18 protein-coding genes are annotated in these 18,561 nt (G+C 63.4%); 7 read left to right on the top strand and 11 right to left on the bottom strand.

What is annotated here, in order from left to right:
* Positions 1-5: 5 nt before the first annotated feature.
* The 3 genes from AC1RM7_RS11415 to groES form a co-directional block, all read right to left on the bottom strand.
* Positions 6-1,208 (bottom strand): hypothetical protein, encoded by a 1,203-nt coding sequence (locus tag AC1RM7_RS11415; protein ID WP_024919852.1) that lies wholly within the window; start codon positions 1,206-1,208, stop codon positions 6-8.
* Positions 1,209-1,360: 152 nt separating this feature from the next.
* Positions 1,361-3,013, bottom strand: a complete 1,653-nt coding sequence (gene groL / locus AC1RM7_RS11410) for a chaperonin GroEL (RefSeq protein ID WP_024919853.1) — start codon at positions 3,011-3,013, stop codon at positions 1,361-1,363.
* Between the two features lie 171 nt (positions 3,014-3,184).
* On the bottom strand, positions 3,185-3,481 hold the full coding sequence (groES, locus tag AC1RM7_RS11405; protein ID WP_006022237.1) for a co-chaperone GroES: 297 nt from the start codon (positions 3,479-3,481) through the stop codon (positions 3,185-3,187).
* 320 nt (positions 3,482-3,801) lie between these two features.
* Here groES and AC1RM7_RS11400 point away from each other — a divergent pair, with 320 nt between their 5' ends.
* Together AC1RM7_RS11400 and AC1RM7_RS11395 are read left to right on the top strand one after the other, a co-directional pair.
* On the top strand, positions 3,802-4,338 hold the full coding sequence (locus tag AC1RM7_RS11400) for a hypothetical protein (protein ID WP_006022236.1): 537 nt from the start codon (positions 3,802-3,804) through the stop codon (positions 4,336-4,338).
* Between the two features lie 60 nt (positions 4,339-4,398).
* Positions 4,399-5,595, top strand: coding sequence for an MFS transporter (locus AC1RM7_RS11395; RefSeq protein ID WP_024919854.1), 1,197 nt, complete (start codon positions 4,399-4,401; stop codon positions 5,593-5,595).
* 54 nt (positions 5,596-5,649) lie between these two features.
* Here AC1RM7_RS11395 and AC1RM7_RS11390 read toward each other — a convergent pair whose 3' ends face one another.
* Positions 5,650-6,420, bottom strand: a complete 771-nt coding sequence (locus tag AC1RM7_RS11390) for a protein phosphatase CheZ (protein WP_006022234.1) — start codon at positions 6,418-6,420, stop codon at positions 5,650-5,652.
* 288 nt (positions 6,421-6,708) lie between these two features.
* Here AC1RM7_RS11390 and AC1RM7_RS11385 point away from each other — a divergent pair, with 288 nt between their 5' ends.
* Positions 6,709-7,524 (top strand): L,D-transpeptidase, encoded by an 816-nt coding sequence (locus tag AC1RM7_RS11385; protein WP_024919855.1) that lies wholly within the window; start codon positions 6,709-6,711, stop codon positions 7,522-7,524.
* A gap of 72 nt (positions 7,525-7,596) precedes the next feature.
* On the opposite strand, the gene AC1RM7_RS11380 is transcribed toward AC1RM7_RS11385, so the two are convergent.
* The 6 genes from AC1RM7_RS11380 to AC1RM7_RS11355 form a co-directional block, all read right to left on the bottom strand.
* The gene (locus tag AC1RM7_RS11380) at positions 7,597-8,397 is read right to left on the bottom strand and encodes a DUF2076 domain-containing protein (RefSeq protein WP_006022232.1); all 801 of its coding nucleotides are present in this window, start codon (positions 8,395-8,397) and stop codon (positions 7,597-7,599) included.
* Positions 8,398-8,654: 257 nt separating this feature from the next.
* Positions 8,655-9,506: a ChbG/HpnK family deacetylase gene (locus AC1RM7_RS11375; RefSeq protein WP_024919856.1), complete on the bottom strand. Its 852-nt coding sequence runs from the start codon at positions 9,504-9,506 to the stop codon at positions 8,655-8,657.
* Positions 9,503-10,549: a glycosyltransferase family 2 protein gene (locus AC1RM7_RS11370; RefSeq protein WP_492838071.1), complete on the bottom strand. Its 1,047-nt coding sequence runs from the start codon at positions 10,547-10,549 to the stop codon at positions 9,503-9,505. Before AC1RM7_RS11370 ends, AC1RM7_RS11375 begins: the two co-directional genes overlap by 4 nt.
* A 134-nt stretch (positions 10,550-10,683) precedes the next feature.
* Positions 10,684-11,661 carry an ATP phosphoribosyltransferase gene (gene hisG, locus AC1RM7_RS11365; protein WP_006022228.1) on the bottom strand — a complete coding sequence of 326 codons (978 nt, stop codon included), beginning with the start codon at positions 11,659-11,661 and terminating at the stop codon, positions 10,684-10,686.
* Complete coding sequence (locus AC1RM7_RS11360) at positions 11,658-12,800, bottom strand: ATP phosphoribosyltransferase regulatory subunit (RefSeq protein WP_492837782.1); 1,143 nt, start codon at positions 12,798-12,800, stop codon at positions 11,658-11,660. Before AC1RM7_RS11360 ends, hisG begins: the two co-directional genes overlap by 4 nt.
* A gap of 133 nt (positions 12,801-12,933) precedes the next feature.
* Positions 12,934-13,680: a 16S rRNA (uracil(1498)-N(3))-methyltransferase gene (locus AC1RM7_RS11355; RefSeq protein WP_492837784.1), complete on the bottom strand. Its 747-nt coding sequence runs from the start codon at positions 13,678-13,680 to the stop codon at positions 12,934-12,936.
* Positions 13,681-13,858: 178 nt separating this feature from the next.
* Here AC1RM7_RS11355 and AC1RM7_RS11350 point away from each other — a divergent pair, with 178 nt between their 5' ends.
* Together AC1RM7_RS11350 and ubiA are read left to right on the top strand one after the other, a co-directional pair.
* On the top strand, positions 13,859-14,569 hold the full coding sequence (locus tag AC1RM7_RS11350) for a hypothetical protein (RefSeq protein ID WP_006022225.1): 711 nt from the start codon (positions 13,859-13,861) through the stop codon (positions 14,567-14,569).
* Positions 14,570-14,585: 16 nt separating this feature from the next.
* A complete protein-coding gene (gene ubiA, locus AC1RM7_RS11345; RefSeq protein ID WP_492837786.1) occupies positions 14,586-15,518 on the top strand; it encodes a 4-hydroxybenzoate octaprenyltransferase in 933 nt (310 codons plus the stop codon).
* Between the two features lie 3 nt (positions 15,519-15,521).
* Here the strand turns inward: ubiA and AC1RM7_RS11340 are convergent, their stop codons facing one another.
* Entirely contained in the window at positions 15,522-16,052 is a 531-nt protein-coding gene (locus AC1RM7_RS11340) for a DUF6101 family protein (protein WP_492837788.1), read from the bottom strand.
* Positions 16,053-16,347: 295 nt separating this feature from the next.
* Between AC1RM7_RS11340 and AC1RM7_RS11335 the strand changes: the two genes are divergently transcribed.
* Both AC1RM7_RS11335 and AC1RM7_RS11330 read left to right on the top strand, forming a co-directional pair.
* Complete coding sequence (locus AC1RM7_RS11335; RefSeq protein WP_024919861.1) at positions 16,348-17,745, top strand: TldD/PmbA family protein; 1,398 nt, start codon at positions 16,348-16,350, stop codon at positions 17,743-17,745.
* Positions 17,732-18,553, top strand: coding sequence for a 3'(2'),5'-bisphosphate nucleotidase CysQ (locus tag AC1RM7_RS11330; RefSeq protein WP_006022220.1), 822 nt, complete (start codon positions 17,732-17,734; stop codon positions 18,551-18,553). The genes AC1RM7_RS11335 and AC1RM7_RS11330 overlap by 14 nt, the downstream gene beginning before the upstream one ends.
* Positions 18,554-18,561: the final 8 nt, after the last annotated feature.

Genomic DNA, 18,561 nt, shown 5'->3' with positions numbered 1-18,561 from the left:
GCGGGCTATTTCCATGATGCCTTGTCGGTGTCCCAGCGCTGGCCCTTCAGTTCGGCCGCGATGGCTTTGATCATTCCATCGTCGTCGTTGAATGTGCTTTCTTCCTCGCCGCCGGAATCCTCGGAGAACTGCAACTGAGGCGCGGCCGTCTCGTCGGTTGTTTTGCTGGAGGGAACGCCGAGCCAGACGATCAGACGATCCGAGCCGCCCGGCTTGTCCGGGCTGACCAGCGCGGTGATTTCCAGCGTCTCGGTCAGTTCCAGCGCCGGCGCGAGCTGGCTCGGACGCTTCAGCGTGAAGGTGAGTTCGCCGGTGGCCTCGTTCCATGTCGACGTCGCAGGTTTCGCGGACATGACTTTCGCGGCCAGGGCGGTGAGAGCCGCCGTGAATTTGTCGCGGTTCAGTTTGCCGCCCTCGCTCCAGTCGCCGGCGGGGAAACGGACCGCGCGCTCCATATCGTAAGTACCGGAAGTCCAGCCCGCAGCGACCACGCCGGGAGCTGCCTTCAGGTTCGCGATCAGAGCCGGCGCACGGGCGGGATCGACAAACAGGCGCAACACCTGATGGCCCGAGCGCAGCGCGTTGCAGTCGGTGGCGATGCTGTCGAGCGCGATCTGGACGTTCTGACCCTTGAGGCTTTTGACGAGCGGCGCGAAATTTTCACGCTTCACCCGGACGGCCACCGATTGCGGCGAGACCTGCGTGAAGTCCTTCGGCGTCTCGCTGAGATCGTCGTCGACCACCTGCGACTGCTGGAATTCCTTTTCGTCGACATCGGCGTTGTCCGGCGACGATACCGAGGTGAGATGGCTGCCCACCGTGATCTTGCCGTCGAACGAAACGGATTTGCTGCCCTTGCGGGTCAGGCTGACGGTGACCGGGGTTTTGCTTTCGATGCTCTGTCCGCTGCCGGAGAGCTTCTCGCCTTCCACCTTCAGGTCGATGACAAAGCGGTCCTTCCGGTCCGAGGCCGTGGAGACGGAGTAGCAAACGTCCAGTGTCGATGCGACGAGCTTGCCGCCCTGACGCGTCTCCTTGATGAACGCATCGACCGGCAGGTCGCCAAGCAGATCACCGAGTGCATTGAAATAGCGGACCTCGCTCGCGGCCGGCGCGGCTTTCGCGTCCTTGGCGGTCTGAGCCTGGGCTGCCGGCCATGGTCCTGCTCCCACCAGGGCGAGGGTGCAGCCAATCATCAATGCGCGCATGAGTTTCGATCCTGAATCGGGATGGCGAATGTGGAGACGGCGGACAATCTCAAAACCCGGACGGATTGTCGCGGTGATTCTTGAATATGAGCCAATAAAAAAGGCCGCCCGCAGGCGGCCTTTGATGATGTCGTCGAGGCGTACGGTCCGGCTTAGAAGCCCATGCCGCCCATTCCGCCCATGCCACCCATTCCGCCGCCGCCCGGCATTGCCGGTGCTGCTTCCTTCGGCACGTCGGCGACCATCGCTTCGGTGGTGACGAGGAGACCGGCGACCGAGGCCGCGTCCTGCAGGGCGGTGCGAACCACCTTGGCCGGATCGATGATGCCCTTGGCGACCATGTCGACATACTCTTCGTTCTGCGCGTCGAAGCCGAAGGTCTCGGTCTTGTTGTCGAGGATCTTGCCGACAACGATGGAACCTTCGACACCGGCGTTCTCGGCGATCTGGCGGATCGGAGCTTCCAGCGCCTTCAGCACGATGTTGATGCCGGCCTGCACGTCGGAGTTGTCATTGTTGATCCGGCCGACGGCCTTCTTGGCGCGCAGCAGCGCGGTGCCGCCGCCCGGAACGATACCTTCCTGAACGGCCGCGCGGGTTGCGTTGAGCGCGTCCTCGACGCGGTCCTTCTTTTCCTTCACTTCGATCTCGGTCGCGCCGCCGACGCGAATGATCGCGACGCCGCCGGCGAGCTTGGCCAGACGCTCCTGAAGCTTCTCGCGGTCGTAGTCCGAGGTGGTTTCCTCGACCTGCGCCTTGATCTGGTTCACGCGCGCCTCGATGTCGGCCTTCTTGCCGGCGCCGTTGACGATGGTGGTGTTTTCCTTGTCGATCACAACCTTCTTGGCGCGGCCGAGCATCTTCAGCGTCACGCTTTCGAGCTTCATGCCGAGATCGTCGGAGATCAGCTGGCCGCCGGTCAGGATCGCGATGTCTTCCAGCATCGCCTTGCGGCGATCGCCGAAGCCCGGCGCCTTGACGGCTGCGACCTTGAGGCCGCCGCGCAGACGGTTGACCACCAGCGTTGCGAGAGCTTCGCCTTCGATGTCTTCAGCGACGATCAGCAGCGGCTTGCCGGTCTGCACCACGGCTTCGAGCACGGGCAGCATGGCCTGGAGGCCGGAGAGCTTCTTCTCGTGCAGCAGCACGTAAGCGTCTTCCAGCTCGGCGGTCATCTTCTCGGGGTTGGTCACGAAGTAGGGCGAGAGATAGCCACGGTCGAACTGCATGCCCTCGACGATGTCGACTTCGGTGTCGAGCGACTTGGCTTCTTCAACAGTGATGACGCCTTCGTTGCCGACCTTCTGCATCGCCTTGGCGATCATCGAGCCGATGGTGGAGTCGCCGTTGGCCGAAATGGTGCCGACCTGTGCGATTTCGGCGGAGGAGGCGACCGGCTTGGCGCGCTTCTCGATGTCCTTCACGACTGCAGTCACGGCGATGTCGATGCCGCGCTTCAGATCCATCGGGTTCATGCCGGCGGCAACCGACTTGGCGCCTTCACGGACGATCGCCTGGGCGAGCACGGTGGCGGTGGTGGTGCCGTCGCCTGCGGTGTCGTTGGTCTTGCTGGCGACTTCGCGCAGCATCTGCGCGCCCATGTTCTCGAACTTGTCCTCAAGCTCGATTTCCTTGGCGACGGTGACGCCGTCCTTGGTGATGCGCGGTGCGCCGAAGCTCTTGTCGATCACGACGTTGCGGCCCTTCGGGCCCAGCGTCACCTTGACGGCGTTGGCGAGGGTATCGACGCCGCGCAGCATGCGGTCGCGCGCGTCTCCGGAAAATTTTACGTCCTTGGCAGCCATGGGGATTCCTCCAAATTGAGATGTCGAATGATGTCATCACCGGGGTTGTCCGGGTGATCCCGGTCAATCAGGCGCGGTGCTCATCTTGTCGGGATGGCCGGGACATAGGCGTTTTCCAGAACGCCGTTCTTCGAACGGCTACGCCCGGCCATGACAGCGTGTAAACGTGCGTTACTTCAGCACGCCCATGATGTCGGATTCTTTCATGATGAGGAGTTCTTCACCGTCGAGCTTTACTTCGGTGCCGGACCACTTGCCGAACAGCACCGTATCGCCGGCCTTCAGATCGATCGGGATCAATTTGCCGGCTTCGTCGCGGCCACCGGGGCCGACGGCGACGACCTGACCCTGCGAAGGCTTTTCCTTGGCGCTGTCAGGAATGATGATGCCGCCTTTGGTCTTCTCTTCGGCGTCGATGCGCTTGACGACGACACGATCATGCAGCGGGCGAAAAGTTGTCTTGGCCATCGGATGTCCTTTGGGCGTTGGTTAGGTAAGATTTGACGTGCGGCGGGGCGCGGGCCGTGGATAATGGGCTCAGCTAACCCCTTGAGGGGACGAAGCCTTGCCCTTAGCAATCGCGCTCCAAGAGTGCTAATGACGGGGTCGGGAATATGGGTTGGTATCGATCCTGTCAAGCAAGGCTCTTAAGGCCTTGGTGAGGCCAATATAGGATGATCTGGAAACCATAAAGGGGAACGCTGCGTATTGACGGGGGTCAGCTCACGCAGTGTGACGGCGGGTCTGTCGGTCTGGCAGCCAGCCAAGTGTTCTTGCCGGGAGACACCATGACCACAGTGAGTGAGCGTACCAAAGGCTCCAGAATCGTTACGTTGACAGCCATTTCGTTATTGTCGGGCTTTCTCGGTGCCTGCGGTGGCGGTGGTTTCGGTGGGTTCAGCGGCTTCGGCGGCGGATCGCAGCCCACGGTGCAGGAGCCGGGCGTCGCACCCGACGTGCCGGCCACCATCCGGGCCGATGAAATTGTCGGCCGCTGGGGTCTCGCCTCGTTCCACAAGCCGGAAGACCGCGCCCGCACCGAAGCCGCGGCGCGCGGCCAGTGCAAGAACCCCTACGTGATCGGTCAAGGCGCCACCGGCGGTGTCATAATGCATCTGCCGGACGAAGCTACCCCGCAGGAATTGCGCCTGAAGGGCAGCCAGAGCGGCAAGAACTATATCGGTCCGGCCGGTCCGGTCGGCGGCGAGAAGGACCGCGAGATCGTCTCGTTCGACGGACGGGTGCTGATGACGCGGTTCATCGACAAGGATGCCGCCAGCCGTTATGGCACGATGGTGTATGTCCGCTGCGCACCGCGCGCATAGCGCATTGGTTTATTGTTCCCGATAACAGATGATTCTCGACGTCGGGGACGTGAACGCGCAATGGCCGGGCTGCAAGTCCTCCGCTCCGGGCCCAGCCGCGCCGTCATCGTTCTTTGCATCACACAAGTCCTGGGCTGGGGCGCGCTGTTCTACCCGCCCGGGCTGACGATGCCCCACATCGCCGCGGCCCATGGCTGGTCGCTGGCGCAGGCGCTCCTTGGATTTTCAATCGGGCTTGGCGTCTCGGGGCTGACCTCGCCTTTCAGTTGTCACCTGGTGGAGCGGCACGGCGGTCACTACGTGATGGCGGGTGGCGCGCTGATCGGCGCGCTCGGCCTCCTGATCCTGCCGCTCGCCGGTCACTATTGGCTCTATCTCGCAGGCTGGGTGCTGCTTGGCATCGCGATGGCCTGCACCCTTTACGATCCTGCGTTCACCGCCCTGACGCGTATTTTCGGCGCGTCGTCGCGGCGAGCGATCACGCTGGTGACATTCGTCGGCGGTCTTGCCTCGACGTTTTCATGGCCGACAACCCAGATGCTGATCGCCCATGGCGGCTGGCGCAGCGTTTATTTCGTGTTCGCCGGCGTGTTGGCTTTCATTGTCGCGCCGCTCTATGCGTTCGCGCTGCCGCGCAACGCCATCTATGCGCCGCCGCCGGTGGCGGAGGGCGCTGCCCCCGTCAAAACCGCCGCCATCATTCCATCGATCGGCATGCCGTTCCTTCTGGTCGCTGCGGGGTTCGCGGCCCATGCCATCATGCAATCGGGAACGCTTGCGCATTTGCTGACGATCCTGCAGCGGGGCGGTATCGATGCAGGCACCGCGGTGATGATCGGGGCGCTGTTCGGGCCTGCGCAAGTCCTGACGCGCATCGCGGACTTCATGTCAGGCGGCAGGCTGCATCCACTCTGGCTGGTGCGGATCGCGATGGCGCTGATGGCGTGTGCGTTCATTCTGCTCGTCGCGGCCGGGATCTCGCCCGGCGTTGCAACGGTGTTTGCGCTGATGTTCGGCGCCGCCAACGGCGTCGTGACCATCGCGCGCGGAGCGTTGCCGCTGACATTGTTCGGAGCCGTCGGTTATGGGCGCGTGGTGGGCCGGATCGCGCGCCCGGCGCAAATCTGTCAGGCGCTGTCGCCGTTCGCGCTGGCCTATGTGATCGATCGCTGGTCGGGGCAGGTGGCGCTGGAACTGCTGATCGGCGTGGCGTTGCTCGCACTGGCGTGTTTCGTGCTGCTTCGGCGGCCATCCTGAACGAAAAAACCCGGAGGCAGGCCTCCGGGTTTTGAATCAGAGATGTCGACCGCGTTAGTTGAACAGCGCGTCGATGTCGTCCTGCGAAACGTGGCCCTCTTCATCCGCGCTCTTCGGGCCGTTTAGCAGCCGGGCATCGCCGACGCGGGTGTCGATGATGGCGGGCGCGTGCTGCTTGATGGCGTCGACGCCGCCCCAGATCTCCATCATGACGTTGATGTGATGCTCGATGAATTTCATCGTGTTCATCACCTTGCTGATGCGCTGGCCGGTGAGGTCCTGGAAGTTGCACGCCTCGAAAATGCCGACGACGCGATCCTGGATTTCCTCGCTGAGCTGGATCTGCTGATCCGGCGACATTGTCTTGCCAAGCGCGCTTGCGGCCTGATCGATCGCCTCGGCGGCTTCAAGGATCTGCTGGGTGGCTTCCTCGGTGCCGCCGACGACGGCGCCCAGTTCGCCGGTGACCTTCGCCATTTCGTCGCCGCTGAAGCTCTTGCCATGAAGCACAGCGATTTCCTGCTTGGTGCGGTTGATGGCATCGTGAATGAGATCGAGTTCGACCTTCAGCTTCTCGCACTGTTCGATCTGCGCGCGGTAGCTTCCGAGCAGTTGCTGCGCTTCGGTCAGTTCGTGAGTTGACGGATTTTCATCCTGCTCCGCGACCGGGCCGCGGTGATGCGATGCCATTTGCGCGCGAATGGCGCGCAGCTCGCTCATGATCTGATGATGATGCGGAATAATCTCGCTCTCATCGTGATCGATTATCGGCATGCTGCCGGACTGAATCGTTTCAATACGGAATCGTTTACGCTGAACGGCCATTGGTTTCCCCATCCCTGATGAGGCGTTTGTAACCCGGCGTAATTTAACGCGAGGTTTCGCGTGGAACTGTTGCTTCAATGAAGTACCCGATGGCGCATACCAACGGTTAACCATGCAGGGCGCGCGTTTATCGAAAATAAACGCTGTCGCGAAGAACACGCTGCCGGTGCTGACGTGGTGAATCCGAAAGCCGGTTTTGTTTACCAAACCGACGCGCTTTTAACCTTAAATGTTCGTGTTCAGGCGCGCTGTCCGCGCGTCAACGACGAAACAGTACAGAGTACGTCGATGTTCAGAAAAACTTCCCTCGCGCTTGTCGCCGGCGCGGTGTGTTTCGGCGCCAGTCCAATGCAGGCCTTCGCATACGATGACGATATGCCTGTCCCCGAGCCGCGCGTGATTTACGCGCAGCCGACCTCAACGCCTCCGATGCCGATCCGCGTCGCCTATAACGAGCGGTCCAGCTCCAACATGGGCGGCGGATTGATCGAGTTTCTTTTCAGCGGCGGACAGTCGGGCGATCCGAACTATCAGGCGCCGCGCTACGAACAGCGCTATGAGCAGATGCCCTCGCGCGGCGGCTTGCCGCCGATGGACCCGCAATATCGTTATGAGATGCGGCAGGGCGACGTCGGCATCGAACCGGGCCGTCCAGGCATGGACCCGAAGTTCGAAAAGCAGGTCGTCGAGTACGATGGCCGGCATGCGCCGGGAACGCTGGTGATCGATACGCCGAACAAGTTTCTGTATCTGGTGCAGGGCGGCGGCAAGGCGCTGCGCTATGGCATCGGTGTCGGCAAGCCCGGCTTCGAGTGGTCGGGTGTGAAGACGATCTCGGCAAAGAAGGAGTGGCCGGCATGGACGCCGCCGCCGGAAATGCTCAAGCGCCGTCCTGATCTGCCGCGCCACATGGAAGGCGGTCCGGAAAATCCGCTCGGCGCCCGCGCAATGTATCTCGGCTCGACGCTGTACCGCATTCACGGCTCGAATGAACCATGGACCATCGGCACCGCGGTGTCGTCGGGCTGCATCCGGATGCGCAATGAAGATGTCATCGACCTTTACGGCCGGGTGAATGTCGGCACCAAAGTCATCGTGATCTGAGCAGAACCGGACTCGTAAAAAAAACGGCCGCTGTTTCAGCGGCCGTTTTCGTTTGTCTGGCTGCGAGTTCAATCAGGCGTAATCGCTGTCGCCGTCATCGAAGTTGTCGTAATCCTCGTCGTCGTCCTGGTCCTGATCCTGGTCCTGATCGGCGTCCGCCTGCGCCTGATCGTAGGAACTCTGGCGCTGGCTGTCGTTGCCGCTCTTGCCGACGTCGTTGAGCCCGGCGTCGCGTGCGAGGCTGCCCGAGGACTGATCGTTGCTCCATGGCATCTTGCTGCCGCCGGAGTCAGCGCTGCTGCCGAAGCTCTGCTGGCTGCCGCCGCCCATCATGCCGCGAATGCTGTTCATCAGCATCGATCCGCCGATCACGCCGGCCGCGGTTGCCGCCGCCGTTCCGAGAAACGAGCCGCCGCCACCGCCGAACATCCCGCCGCCGGGATTGCCGGCCCTTGGATCATTCATCCGCGGATCGTTCATGCGCGGGTCGCCGCCCATGCGGGCGTCGGCCTGATTGAGCGCCTGACCGCTGTTCCAGACCGGACCGCGCTGCGTACCGTCACCGGGACGAACGCTCGGTACGGAACCGCGTCCCTGGCCGGGGCCGAGAATCGCATCGCGCATCGAATCGAGAAATCCGCCGGAGGGCTGCGGTTGCTGCGCTCCGCCTTCGAGTTCCTGGATGCGGGCCTCGGCGCGCTTGAGCGCTTCGTCCTGCACCAGCACGGTTTGCACGAGGGCGTAGACAGCATTCGGTGCGCGGCGCAAACCCTGCATGATTGCGGCCTCCGCGTCCGGCTCGCGCGGTGAATTCTCGACCTTGGCGAGACGGTCGAACAGATCGTCAACCAGTTGGCGTTCCTGCGGTGTCATGATTCCCTCCTCAAGCATCCGGCATGCGAATGCGCGGAAAGATGTAACGCTGCATTGTGTCGGGGTAAGTCCCGGCGTGAATTAAATTTAGGAAAGTTGGCGCTTGCGGTGCGACAAAAAGCGCCTTCTCACCTCTCCCCGTTTACGGGGAGAGGTCGGATCGCCCTTGCGATCCGGGTGAGGGGCGTTTGAATTTCGAGTGATCTAGGCGGCCCCTCACCCCAACCCTCTCCCCGCGAGCGGGGAGAGGGAGCGCATCATGCACGGTCGAGCGTCACGTTGTTTGCCGCCAGCAGGCGGGGGAAATCGTCACTGCTCAGAAACGCGAATTCGCGTTCGCGCTGATGCGTGACGTCATCGAGGCTGACAAGCGTTTCGTCGACAAAGCCAGGATGGCACATCACCAGGCCGCGGTCGGGAAGACCGTCGAGAAAGCCTTTCATCGCATCGGCGAATTCGCGGCCCCGCACCATGTCATACGCGCCGGCAAATCCCGGATTGAAGGCGATGCCAGCGCGCGCGCTCTTCCTGCGAAACGTTTCGCTCAGCACATCGAGCAGCAGCGCCTTCGGGCTGTCGAGCCGCTGCGCCAGCGGCAACGAGCGGCCGCACTGGCGGACCCACGCGCCGGGCGCAGCCTCTTTTACCGCGACGAGAAACGCATCGCGAATTTGCGGAAACAGTTGCACGTGCTGGTGTCCGTCGACGTAACCCGGCGCGCGGCCGAACATTTGTCTGAAGGCGGAGATCTGAGCCAGCAACTCGGCCTGAATGATTTCCGGGTCGAGCCGCCGCAGCAGGCTCGCACGCAGCAGCCTGCCGAGGGGCAGAAACTGTCCGCCATTGAGAGGGTTGAAGTGCATGGTCAGCGGATGAAACGGCGCAGTCAGCGTCGCGTGCAATCCGATCGCGCAGTCGGGATTGGCCGCAACCGCCTGTGTCAGGGCTTCGATCTCGGTGCGATCCACCGCGGCGCCGACCACCATGACGGACGTGGCGTTGATCCTTTTCTGAACGATCAGATCGCGGATTGCACGATTGACGCCGGGACTCATGCCGTAATCGTCGGCGCACAACCAGATGTGGCGCGGCGGCGAACCCACGCTCATTCAGCCGCGGTCTGCGGTGTCTTGTCGGCGGCAGCAGACGTGTCGGCGCTTTTCACGCTGTGCTCCGCGACGAAGTAGATCGGCCGTGCCTTGATCTCGGACAGGATCTTGCCGATGTATTCGCCGACCACACCGATCATGATGAGCTGCACGCCGCCGATGGTCATCAGGCCGACCACCAGCGAGGGATAGCCGGGGACCGACTTGCCGTCGACAATCGTTTCCCAAAGTATCGACAGGCCGAACAGGAAGGCGACGAACGCGAGCAGCAGCCCGAGCAGGCTCGCCACGCGCAGCGGCGCAACCGAGAACGACGTCAGTCCCTCGATGGACAGACCGAGCAGGCGGCCGGGACTGAAGCTGGTGACTCCATGCGCGCGCGCTTCGGGTTCGTAGTCGACGCGAATCTGCTTGAAGCCGATCCATGTTGCGAGGCCCTTGAAGAAGCGATTGCGCTCGGGAAGCTGACGCAGCGCGGCTGCCGCTCGCGGCGACAGCAGGCGGAAGTCGCCGGCATCCTCGGGAATTTTCTGCCGTGAGCCCCAGTTGATCAGCGCGTAGAAGGTGCGCACGCCCATGCGCCGCAGGACCGATTCATTGTCGCGATGCGCCTTCGCGGTATAGACGACGTCATAGCCGTCATCGATCCAGTGGCTGACCAGCCGCTCCACCAGTTCCGGCGCGTGCTGGCCGTCGCCGTCCATGAACAGCACCGCGCCGCGCCGGGCATGATCGAGCCCGGCCATCAGCGCCGCTTCCTTGCCGAAATTGCGCGACAGCGACACCACCTGCACGTCGAGAGCGGTCGGCGGCAGCCCGCGCGCGATGCTCAGCGTCGTGTCGGTCGAGCCGTCGTCGACATAGACGACTTCGCAGGCAAGTCCGTACTTCTGCTTGAGCGCAGCGGCGAGGGCGCAGAGACGTTCGTGCAGCCGCGCCAGACCCGCCGCTTCGTTGAAGGCGGGCACCACGATCGAAAGGCCTTGCGCAGCGGTAGTTCGGCTGCTGCCTGACAGGTTCGATACATCGGCGCTCGGCGTCATCGGGTTGGTTTCCTCAGCATCCTTCGGGAGCATGATGTCATCCGGCATCACGCGCGCTCAAGTATCATATGGTAGTTGCCGGTTGCTGTCGCCACGGTGTGTCGGCAAGCGTGCGCCGCCGCAATCTCCGAACCTTATTGTCCCAGGAATGTCTGGAGTTTGGCGAAAAGCGGATTGTCGCGGTCGAACACATATTCCAGCGATGCGATCGACACCGTCTCGGCGCCATAGTCGCGCAGGAAGCTGCTGAGCGCGTAGAGCTGCGTCGGCGGACAGTGCAGCGTCACCATGCCCGATGAGGTCGGCCCGCCGAACGGCGACACCACGCCGAACCGGCTGTGGGCCTCGGCGAGCAGGGCGTCGTTGCAGGCCGCGAAACGGGTGCGGACTTCCTTGTATTTACGGGCGCGGGCGCTGGCCGCGATGTGATCGAGGATAACCCGCGCGGTTTCCCGCGCGCTGTCCGACCAGTCGGCGTCGCGCGAGGCGACGAGGTTGGCATGGCTGCGCAGCATGACACCGTCGTCGAGCACCTTCAGTCCGTTGGCGGCAAGCGTTGCGCCGGTGGTGGTGATGTCGACGATCAGTTCAGCCGTTCCCGCCGCGGGCGCGCCTTCGGTGGCACCGGCGCTTTCCACAATGCGGTAATCGACCACGCCGTGGCTGGCGAAGAAATTGCGCGTCAGATTGATGTATTTGGTCGCCACCCGCATGCGGTGATTGTGCTGGGCGCGGAACGAGGTCGCGACATCGTCGAGGTCCGCCATGGTGCGAACGTCGATCCACGCCTGCGGCACGGCCACAACGACATTGGCGCTGCCGAAGCCGAGACTCTCGATCAGCATGACGCGCTTGTCGGCGTTGTGAATGTTCTCGCGGATCAGATCCTCGCCGGTAATTCCCATGTGCACCGCGCCGCGCGCGAGCTGCGCCGCAATCTCGCTGGCCGAGAGATAGGCGATCTCGACATTGGCGAGGCAGGACATGGTGCCGCGATACTCGCGCGAGCCGCGCGGTTTCGAGAGCGTCAGGTTCGCCTGCGCAAAGAAGGCTTCGGCGTTTTCCTGGAGACGTCCCTTGGACGGGACGGCGACAACGAACGGCGTGCTCATGCGGCGCTCCCCTGCGAAAGCGCTTCAATCCAGATCGAGAATCCCACGGCCGGGATCGGCTCGCGCGCACCGAGCCGGGTCAGCAGCCCGTCATAGCGTCCGCCGCCGACCAGCGGCTCCGAGCCGCCGCCTTTGGCGTGCAGCTCGAATTCAAAGCCGGTGTAGTAGTCGAGGCCGCGGCCGAATGCCGTCGAGAAGCGGATTGCCTTGGTATCGATGCCGCGCGCAGCCATGAAGCCGGTGCGGCTTTCAAACTGGTCGATGGCGGCGCCCAGATCGAGCTTCGCGTCCGCTGCGAGCGTGCGCAGTTGTGCGGCCGCGTCATCCGGCTCGCCGGCGATGCCGAGAAAACGTTCGATCAGTTGCAGCGCATGAAGCGGCAATGCGCCGCCCTTCAGTGTGGACTGCTCGAGAAAGCGGTCGGCGATTTCCGACACCGTGCGGCCGCCGACATTGCTGGTACCTGCGATCGACATCAGGTCGGTGACCAGCGCCAGCGCCGCCTTGCGGTCGGAGCCTGCGAGCGCGGCCAGAACGCCTTCATATTCATTGCGGGTCTTGCCGGTTTCCAGCGTCAGGCGCTGGAGATCCTGCGCGAGCGAGATCTTGCGGTTGAAATCCTTGATCAGCCGCCGCTTCCACACCGGATAGAGGTCGAGCGCGTCGATCAGTGCGGCGAACAAGGCGACGTCGCCGGTGCGGATATCTATGCCGGTCACGCCGAACGCTGCGGCGGCTTCAAGACCGAGCGCCAGCATCTCGGCGTCGGCAGCCGCGCGATCCTGACGGCCGAAGGATTCCACGCCGGCCTGGTTGAATTCGCTGGCCGCTCCGCCGCGATACCGGAACACCGGGCCGAGATAGTAAAATCCGGCCGGCGCGCCCGCGCGCGACGAGGCGAGGTAGTCCCGCGCCACCGGAATGGTGAGGTCCGGCCGCAGGCAGAGTTCCTCGCCGCTGGCGTCGGTGGTCAGATAGAGGCTCTTTCGGATGTCTTCGCCGGACAGATCGAGAAACGGCTCCGCCGGTTGCAGGATCGGCGGGCGCGCATGGGTGTAGCCAGCCCGCGCAAATGTCTGCAGCAAGGCCTCCGCCCGTGCGGCGGACCCGGTCGCGGTTGCGGCACTGGTCTGGCTCATTCTTCGGTATCCAACGAGATGTAAAAGGCTTGAATCGGCAGTCCCTTAACACGGGAATACCCGGTTTTCGACGACGATCCGGAAAAGGGCTTAATGAGAGGTCTTCCGGAATGCAACCTCAGCGTGCATCTGGTCAGCCCCAGTCGCCGAGCGCGGTCTGTACCACGGCGAGCGCCGCGACCGCAGCGGTATCGGCGCGCAGAATCCGGGGACCCAGCGACAGTTGCACCAGGCGGGGCTGCTTGAGGAGAAGGGCGCGTTCCTCTTCCGCGAACCCGCCCTCGGGTCCGATCAGCACATCGATACCGCTGGCGCCGCCATTGCCCGCCTGTGCAAGGGCGGCGCCAGGGTCGGCCGTCGGAGCGTCTTCATCGCAGAACACCAGCAGTCGCGCTCCATTACGCGCGCCGAGCCAGCGCTCGAGCGGTTCGGGGTCGTGCACCTCGGCGAGAGAGAGAATGCCGCACTGCTCGGCGGCCTCGATGACATTGGCGCGCATCCGCTCGACGTTGACGCGGCTTGCCTGGGTAAACCGGGTAGTCACCGGCCGCAGCGCCGAAACGCCCATTTCAATGGCTTTTTGCACCATATAGTCGAGCCGCGCGTGCTTCAGCGGGGCGAACACGTAATGCAGATCGGGCAGGCCGTCCTGTGGCCGGGTCTGGCTGACGATCTCCGCGCGGTCCGGCCGTTTGCGGCCTGCGAGAGTAGCCTGCCACTCGCCGTCGCGGCCGTTGAACATCAGGACGGTATCGCCTGCGGCGAGCCGCAGCACATTGCCGAGATAGTTGGTTTGATCGCGGTCGAGCGCGAGACCGGTACCGGCCGCAAGCGGTGCATCGACAAAAAGCCGCGGGCTGCGGAAATCGAGTTTGGGCATCACGCCAATCCATTCATTTTTCAGACTTCTAGCCGAATGATTCAGGATTGGCAGCCGTTTGCATGACGAGCCGCCGCGCTGCTGCCAGATTCAGCGGGTTGTTAAGGGGCGGCGAGAATCGTAAAAGCCACCTTGCTGTGGTGGCAAATCCGCATTGGAACCCGCCGGAGGAAAATCCGTGACCGCCTACCGTTCTATCGCATTGCTGGCTGCCGCCACCTTCGTCCTGCATGCTGCGGATGTCCGCGCACAGGGCGCCTTTCCGGCACCGCTGCCAGGACAGGCCGCACCGGCTCCAGCGAGCAATGCATCGCCGTTTCCTCCGGTGAACAGCGCGCCCGCCACATCGCCATTTCCGCCCGTCAACGGTGCAACCGCTGCGCCGGTCGGACCGCAGCCGTCGCCGAGCGCCTTTAGTACCGGTGCTCCGCCCGTTGGCGGCGGCGGCTTCGGCGGGCCACCCCAGCAACAGGCCGGTCCGCCGCCGGGCGCGGAAGAGTGTCAAAAGGGCTTCCTGCCGCTGCGCGCGGATGTGGAAGCCAAGGGCAAGCTGGTTCAGGCCGCGGGGAAGCGGAAGGCAACACCGCAGGAAGCCTGCAAGCTGATCGGGAATTTCGTGCAGGCCGACGCGAAGATGATCAAGTTCGTCGATGCCAACGCGCAGAAATGCGGCATCCCTCCTCAGGTCGGTGAGCAGATGAAGAAGGGGCATGCCAATTACACCCAGCTTCAGCAGCGGGTTTGTTCAGCGGCGCAGCAGCAGCAGGCAGGACCTGCAGGCCCGAGCCTGAGCGAAGCGCTCGGCTCCGCAACGTTGCCCGAGGCCAAGCCGTCCAAGCGTGGCGGCAGCACTTTCGATACGCTCAACGGCAACGTCCTGACCCGCTGATCTGAGAAGGGTTGCGATGAGCAACGCCGCAGCCCCCGTCGCCGACTCGACCGCCAACTGGGTCGATACCCATGCCCCGCTCTGGGCGCGGCCTTATCTCCGGCTCTCGCGCTTCGACCGCCCGATCGGCTGGTGGCTGCTGCTGATGCCTTGCTGGTGGTCGGCGGCGCTGGCCGCGGGCATCGCGCATGACGTGCGCGGACTGCCGCTGGTTATCGTGCTGTTCTTCATCGGCGCGGTGGTCATGCGCGGCGCGGGATGCACCTGGAACGACATCACCGATCGCAAGCTCGACGCACAGGTTGAGCGCACCCGGTCGCGGCCGATTCCGGCCGGACAGGTGACGGTCCGGCAGGCCGCAGCATTTCTCGTGCTGCAGGCGCTGATCGGGCTCGCGGTGCTGCTGCAGTTCAACGGCTTTGCGATCCTCACCGGCATCGGCTCGCTCGTGGTGGTTGCGATCTATCCCTTCATGAAGCGGGTCACCTACTGGCCGCAGGTGTTTCTGGGTCTCGCGTTCTCATGGGGCGCGCTGATGGGATTTGCGGTTATCCTGGCGCGGATCGATGCCACGGCGCTTTTTCTCTACGCAGGCTCGATCGCGTGGGTGATCGCCTACGACACGATCTATGCGCATCAGGACACCGAGGACGATGTGCTGATCGGCATCAAGTCGACGGCGCTGCTGTTCGGGGAGCGGACGCAGCTCGCGCTGACGATTTTCTACAGCATTGCTGTCGTGCTGATCGGCGTCGCGCTGTGGCGCGGCAGCTCGCAATGGTTCGCGTGGATCGGACTGGCGGCGTTCGCCGCCCATCTGGTCTGGCAGGTGCGGACCATCCGGATCGATGACTCAGCGCTATGCCTGCGGCTGTTCAAATCGAACCGCAACGCGGGATTGCTGCTGTTCGCCGGATTGCTCGCCGACGCCCTACTGCGAAGTTTGTAGATTTCAGTGACGTGCGATGATCTCGCGTTCGCCGCGATGAATGGATTGCTCCACCGCAGGGCGGCCCGCCTTGCGGCGCACGAGAAACTTCGGACGGCGATCCTTGATGATGTTGCGGCGGCGGCGGCGCGGCGCGGGCTCGCGGGTGTCGCCCGTTTCGTCTTCGATCTGCGGCAACGCAAACAGATCGCCCCACATCTGCCAGGCCATATCCAGATGCAGATCGTCCGCGGTGACCAGCAGCGGCACCGACAAGGACGGATCGCTGTGAACCAGAACCAGCGCGCGGCCGTCATTGGTTTCGCGGCAGGCGATGCCGAGAAATTCGCTGACGCGGACATTGATCGCCATGCGGATGCCGCCGACGGCACGGCGCACGGTGACGCGTTCGCGATTGATTTCGATATGCCTGACGCCGCCATCGGCGCGGCCATCGCGCGCTTCAAAGCTGACCGGCAAAGAATGGGGGTCGAGCTGCAACATGCAGCTCGACCCGACGGGTTGCACCCCGCCGACTCCGAATTGACGCCTCACGGCTTTATCTCCCACGCCGGAATTATGTTCCCGGTCGATGGGAGGAGCATGCCAGAGCCGCGTCCGAATCCGCTTAAGAAGGCTGGTTAATCGTCTCTCACTGTGTTTGCTTCAGTTCTCATGATTGACGAGACGTTGGCGCGGATGATTGACGAGACCTTGCCAGCGCCCCGAATCCGATGTTCGCCTCACGTGAAATATCTGCCTCGCGGGCCTCGAAAACGCTTGAAGTCCGCGTAAAACAGGCACATCTCATGATGTGTTGCATTCGTATCCAAGCCTCGGGAAATTGTTTGTGAACTCTTCACCAAACGCGTCATTGTCGCCATCACCGAAATCAACGACATCCGGATTGCTCGATCAGACCGCGTTGAGCGATCTGGCGCAGCGTCTCGTGGAAGCGGCGAAGCGTGCGGGCGCTGACTCGGCGGATGCCATCGCAGTGCGCGGCGTAGCGCAGAGCATTGAGGTTCGTGACGGCAAGGTCGAAGAATCGGAACGGTCGGAAGGCGACGACGTCGGCTTGCGCGTGTTTGTCGGCAAGCGGCAGGCAGTGGTTTCAACCAGCGACATCGGCGGCGATGTTGCAAGGCTCGCCGAGCGCGCGGTTGCGATGGCGCGGGTCGCGCCCGACGATGAGTACGTCGGTCTCGCCGATCCGTCGCTGCTGGCGAAGCAGTTTCCCGATCTCGATCTGCTCGATCCGCAGGTGCCCTCTGTGGACGAATTGGAGCGGCGTGCGCTGGAAGCGGAAGCTGCGGCACTCGGAGTCAAGGGCGTGTCGAAGTCCGGCGGCGCCTCTGCTTCCGCGGGGATCGGCGGCATGGTGCTTGTGACCTCGACCGGGTTTCACGGATCCTATCTGCGTTCGAGCCAAAGCATCTCGACGGTGGCGATCGCGGGTGAAGGCACCGGCATGGAGCGTGACTACGATTTCACGTCGGCGATCCACGGCTCCGATCTCGAATCGCCGGCAAGCGTCGGGCAGCGTGCGGGCGAGCGCACCGTGGCGCGGCTCAATCCGCGCAAGGTGGCGACCTGCAAGGCGCCGGTGGTGTTCGACCCGCGTGTCTCGAATTCGCTGGTCGGTCATCTGGTCGGCGCGGTGAACGGGACATCGATCACCCGCAAGACGAGTTTTCTGAAGGACCGTCTCGGTCAGCAGTTGTTCGACAAAGGAATTCGCATTATCGACGATCCGCTGCGCGTGCGCGGGATGCGGTCGCAGGCCTTCGACTCCGAAGGCGTGGCGACCAAGAAGCAGGCCATCATCGACGACGGTGTGTTGACGACATGGCTGCTGGATTCCGCGACCGCGCGCGAACTTGGCCTCGCGACCACAGGGCACGCCCATCGCGGTGTCTCGTCGTCGCCCTCGCCCGGACCGTACAATCTTCACCTTGAGGCCGGTCAGCTTTCGCCCGCTGAGCTGATCGCCGATATCAAGGAAGGTTTCTATGTCACCGACCTGATCGGATCCGGCGTCAACGGCGTGACCGGCGACTACAGCCGTGGCGCTGCCGGTTTCTGGATCGAAAACGGCCAACTGACATATGCGGTGAGCGAAGTGACCATCGCGGGTCACCTGCTGGATATTTTCAAATCGATGGTTCCCGCCAACGACCTTGCGTTCAAGTACGGCGTCAACGCGCCGACCGTGCGCGTGGGGGAACTGACGATTGCCGGTCGCTGATTCCGATATGATCAGCGATACCGCCCTGACGCGCGACGCTGAACTCCTGGCTGGCGTGGTTCGCGAAGCCGGTGCGCTGGCGCTCGATCTGTTTCGCACCGAGCTGAAAACCTGGATCAAGGGCAAGTCGTCGCCGGTGTCCGAGGCCGACATCGCGGTCAACGACCTGATCGAGACGCGGTTGCGTTCCGCGACGCCGGATTACGGATGGCTCTCTGAGGAAAGCGCTGACGATCCGTCGCGGCTCGGCAAATCGCTGACATGGATCGTCGATCCCATCGATGGCACCCGCGCCTATCTCGCGAAGCAGGACGACTGGTCGGTCTCTATCGCGCTGGTTGCAGACGGATCGCCGCTGCTCGGCGCGGTCTTCGCACCCGCGAGTAATGAGTTCTTTTTCGCAACGCGCGGGCGGGGCGCCGTGCTGAACGGAGCGCGGATAACAGCCGCGCCCGGCGCCGCGATCGATTTTCCGAAGATTGCGGGGCCCAAACCCCTGGTTGAGCGTCTCGGCGGCATGCGCGAGGGCGAAACTCTTCATCCGAGAATCGGATCTCTCGCCTTGCGGCTGGTGCGGGTGGCGGATGGGCGGCTTGATGCCGCATTTGCCGCCGGGCATAGCCGTGACTGGGACCTTGCCGCGGCCGATTTAATCGTGCACGAAGCGGGCGGGGAAATGACCTCACTGGCCGGAGAACGTCTGGTTTACAATCAGACCGACGTTCGTCACGGGTTGCTGGTGGCGGCGGGGCATGCGCGGCACGCGCATATCGTGAAACATTTTCGGGAAAACCCGATTCCGTGGTGATTGCGAGC

Source organism: Afipia sp. GW822-FHT03D08 (assembly GCF_058801645.1).
This window is presented reverse-complemented; position numbering and strand designations above follow the sequence as displayed.

Excerpts from the sequence above, each read along its gene's own strand:
- AC1RM7_RS11415 (WP_024919852.1), bottom strand. The coding sequence starts at position 1,208 with ATGCGCGCATTGATGATTGGCTGCACCCTCGCCCTGGTGGGAGCAGGA.
- groL (WP_024919853.1), bottom strand. The coding sequence starts at position 3,013 with ATGGCTGCCAAGGACGTAAAATTTTCCGGAGACGCGCGCGACCGCATG.
- groES (WP_006022237.1), bottom strand. The coding sequence starts at position 3,481 with ATGGCCAAGACAACTTTTCGCCCGCTGCATGATCGTGTCGTCGTCAAG.
- AC1RM7_RS11400 (WP_006022236.1), top strand. The coding sequence starts at position 3,802 with ATGACCACAGTGAGTGAGCGTACCAAAGGCTCCAGAATCGTTACGTTG.
- AC1RM7_RS11395 (WP_024919854.1), top strand. The coding sequence starts at position 4,399 with ATGGCCGGGCTGCAAGTCCTCCGCTCCGGGCCCAGCCGCGCCGTCATC.
- AC1RM7_RS11390 (WP_006022234.1), bottom strand. The coding sequence starts at position 6,420 with ATGGCCGTTCAGCGTAAACGATTCCGTATTGAAACGATTCAGTCCGGC.
- AC1RM7_RS11385 (WP_024919855.1), top strand. The coding sequence starts at position 6,709 with ATGTTCAGAAAAACTTCCCTCGCGCTTGTCGCCGGCGCGGTGTGTTTC.
- AC1RM7_RS11380 (WP_006022232.1), bottom strand. The coding sequence starts at position 8,397 with ATGACACCGCAGGAACGCCAACTGGTTGACGATCTGTTCGACCGTCTC.
- AC1RM7_RS11375 (WP_024919856.1), bottom strand. The coding sequence starts at position 9,506 with ATGAGCGTGGGTTCGCCGCCGCGCCACATCTGGTTGTGCGCCGACGAT.
- AC1RM7_RS11370 (WP_492838071.1), bottom strand. The coding sequence starts at position 10,549 with ATGACGCCGAGCGCCGATGTATCGAACCTGTCAGGCAGCAGCCGAACT.
- hisG (WP_006022228.1), bottom strand. The coding sequence starts at position 11,661 with ATGAGCACGCCGTTCGTTGTCGCCGTCCCGTCCAAGGGACGTCTCCAG.
- AC1RM7_RS11360 (WP_492837782.1), bottom strand. The coding sequence starts at position 12,800 with ATGAGCCAGACCAGTGCCGCAACCGCGACCGGGTCCGCCGCACGGGCG.
- AC1RM7_RS11355 (WP_492837784.1), bottom strand. The coding sequence starts at position 13,680 with ATGCCCAAACTCGATTTCCGCAGCCCGCGGCTTTTTGTCGATGCACCG.
- ubiA (WP_492837786.1), top strand. The coding sequence starts at position 14,586 with ATGAGCAACGCCGCAGCCCCCGTCGCCGACTCGACCGCCAACTGGGTC.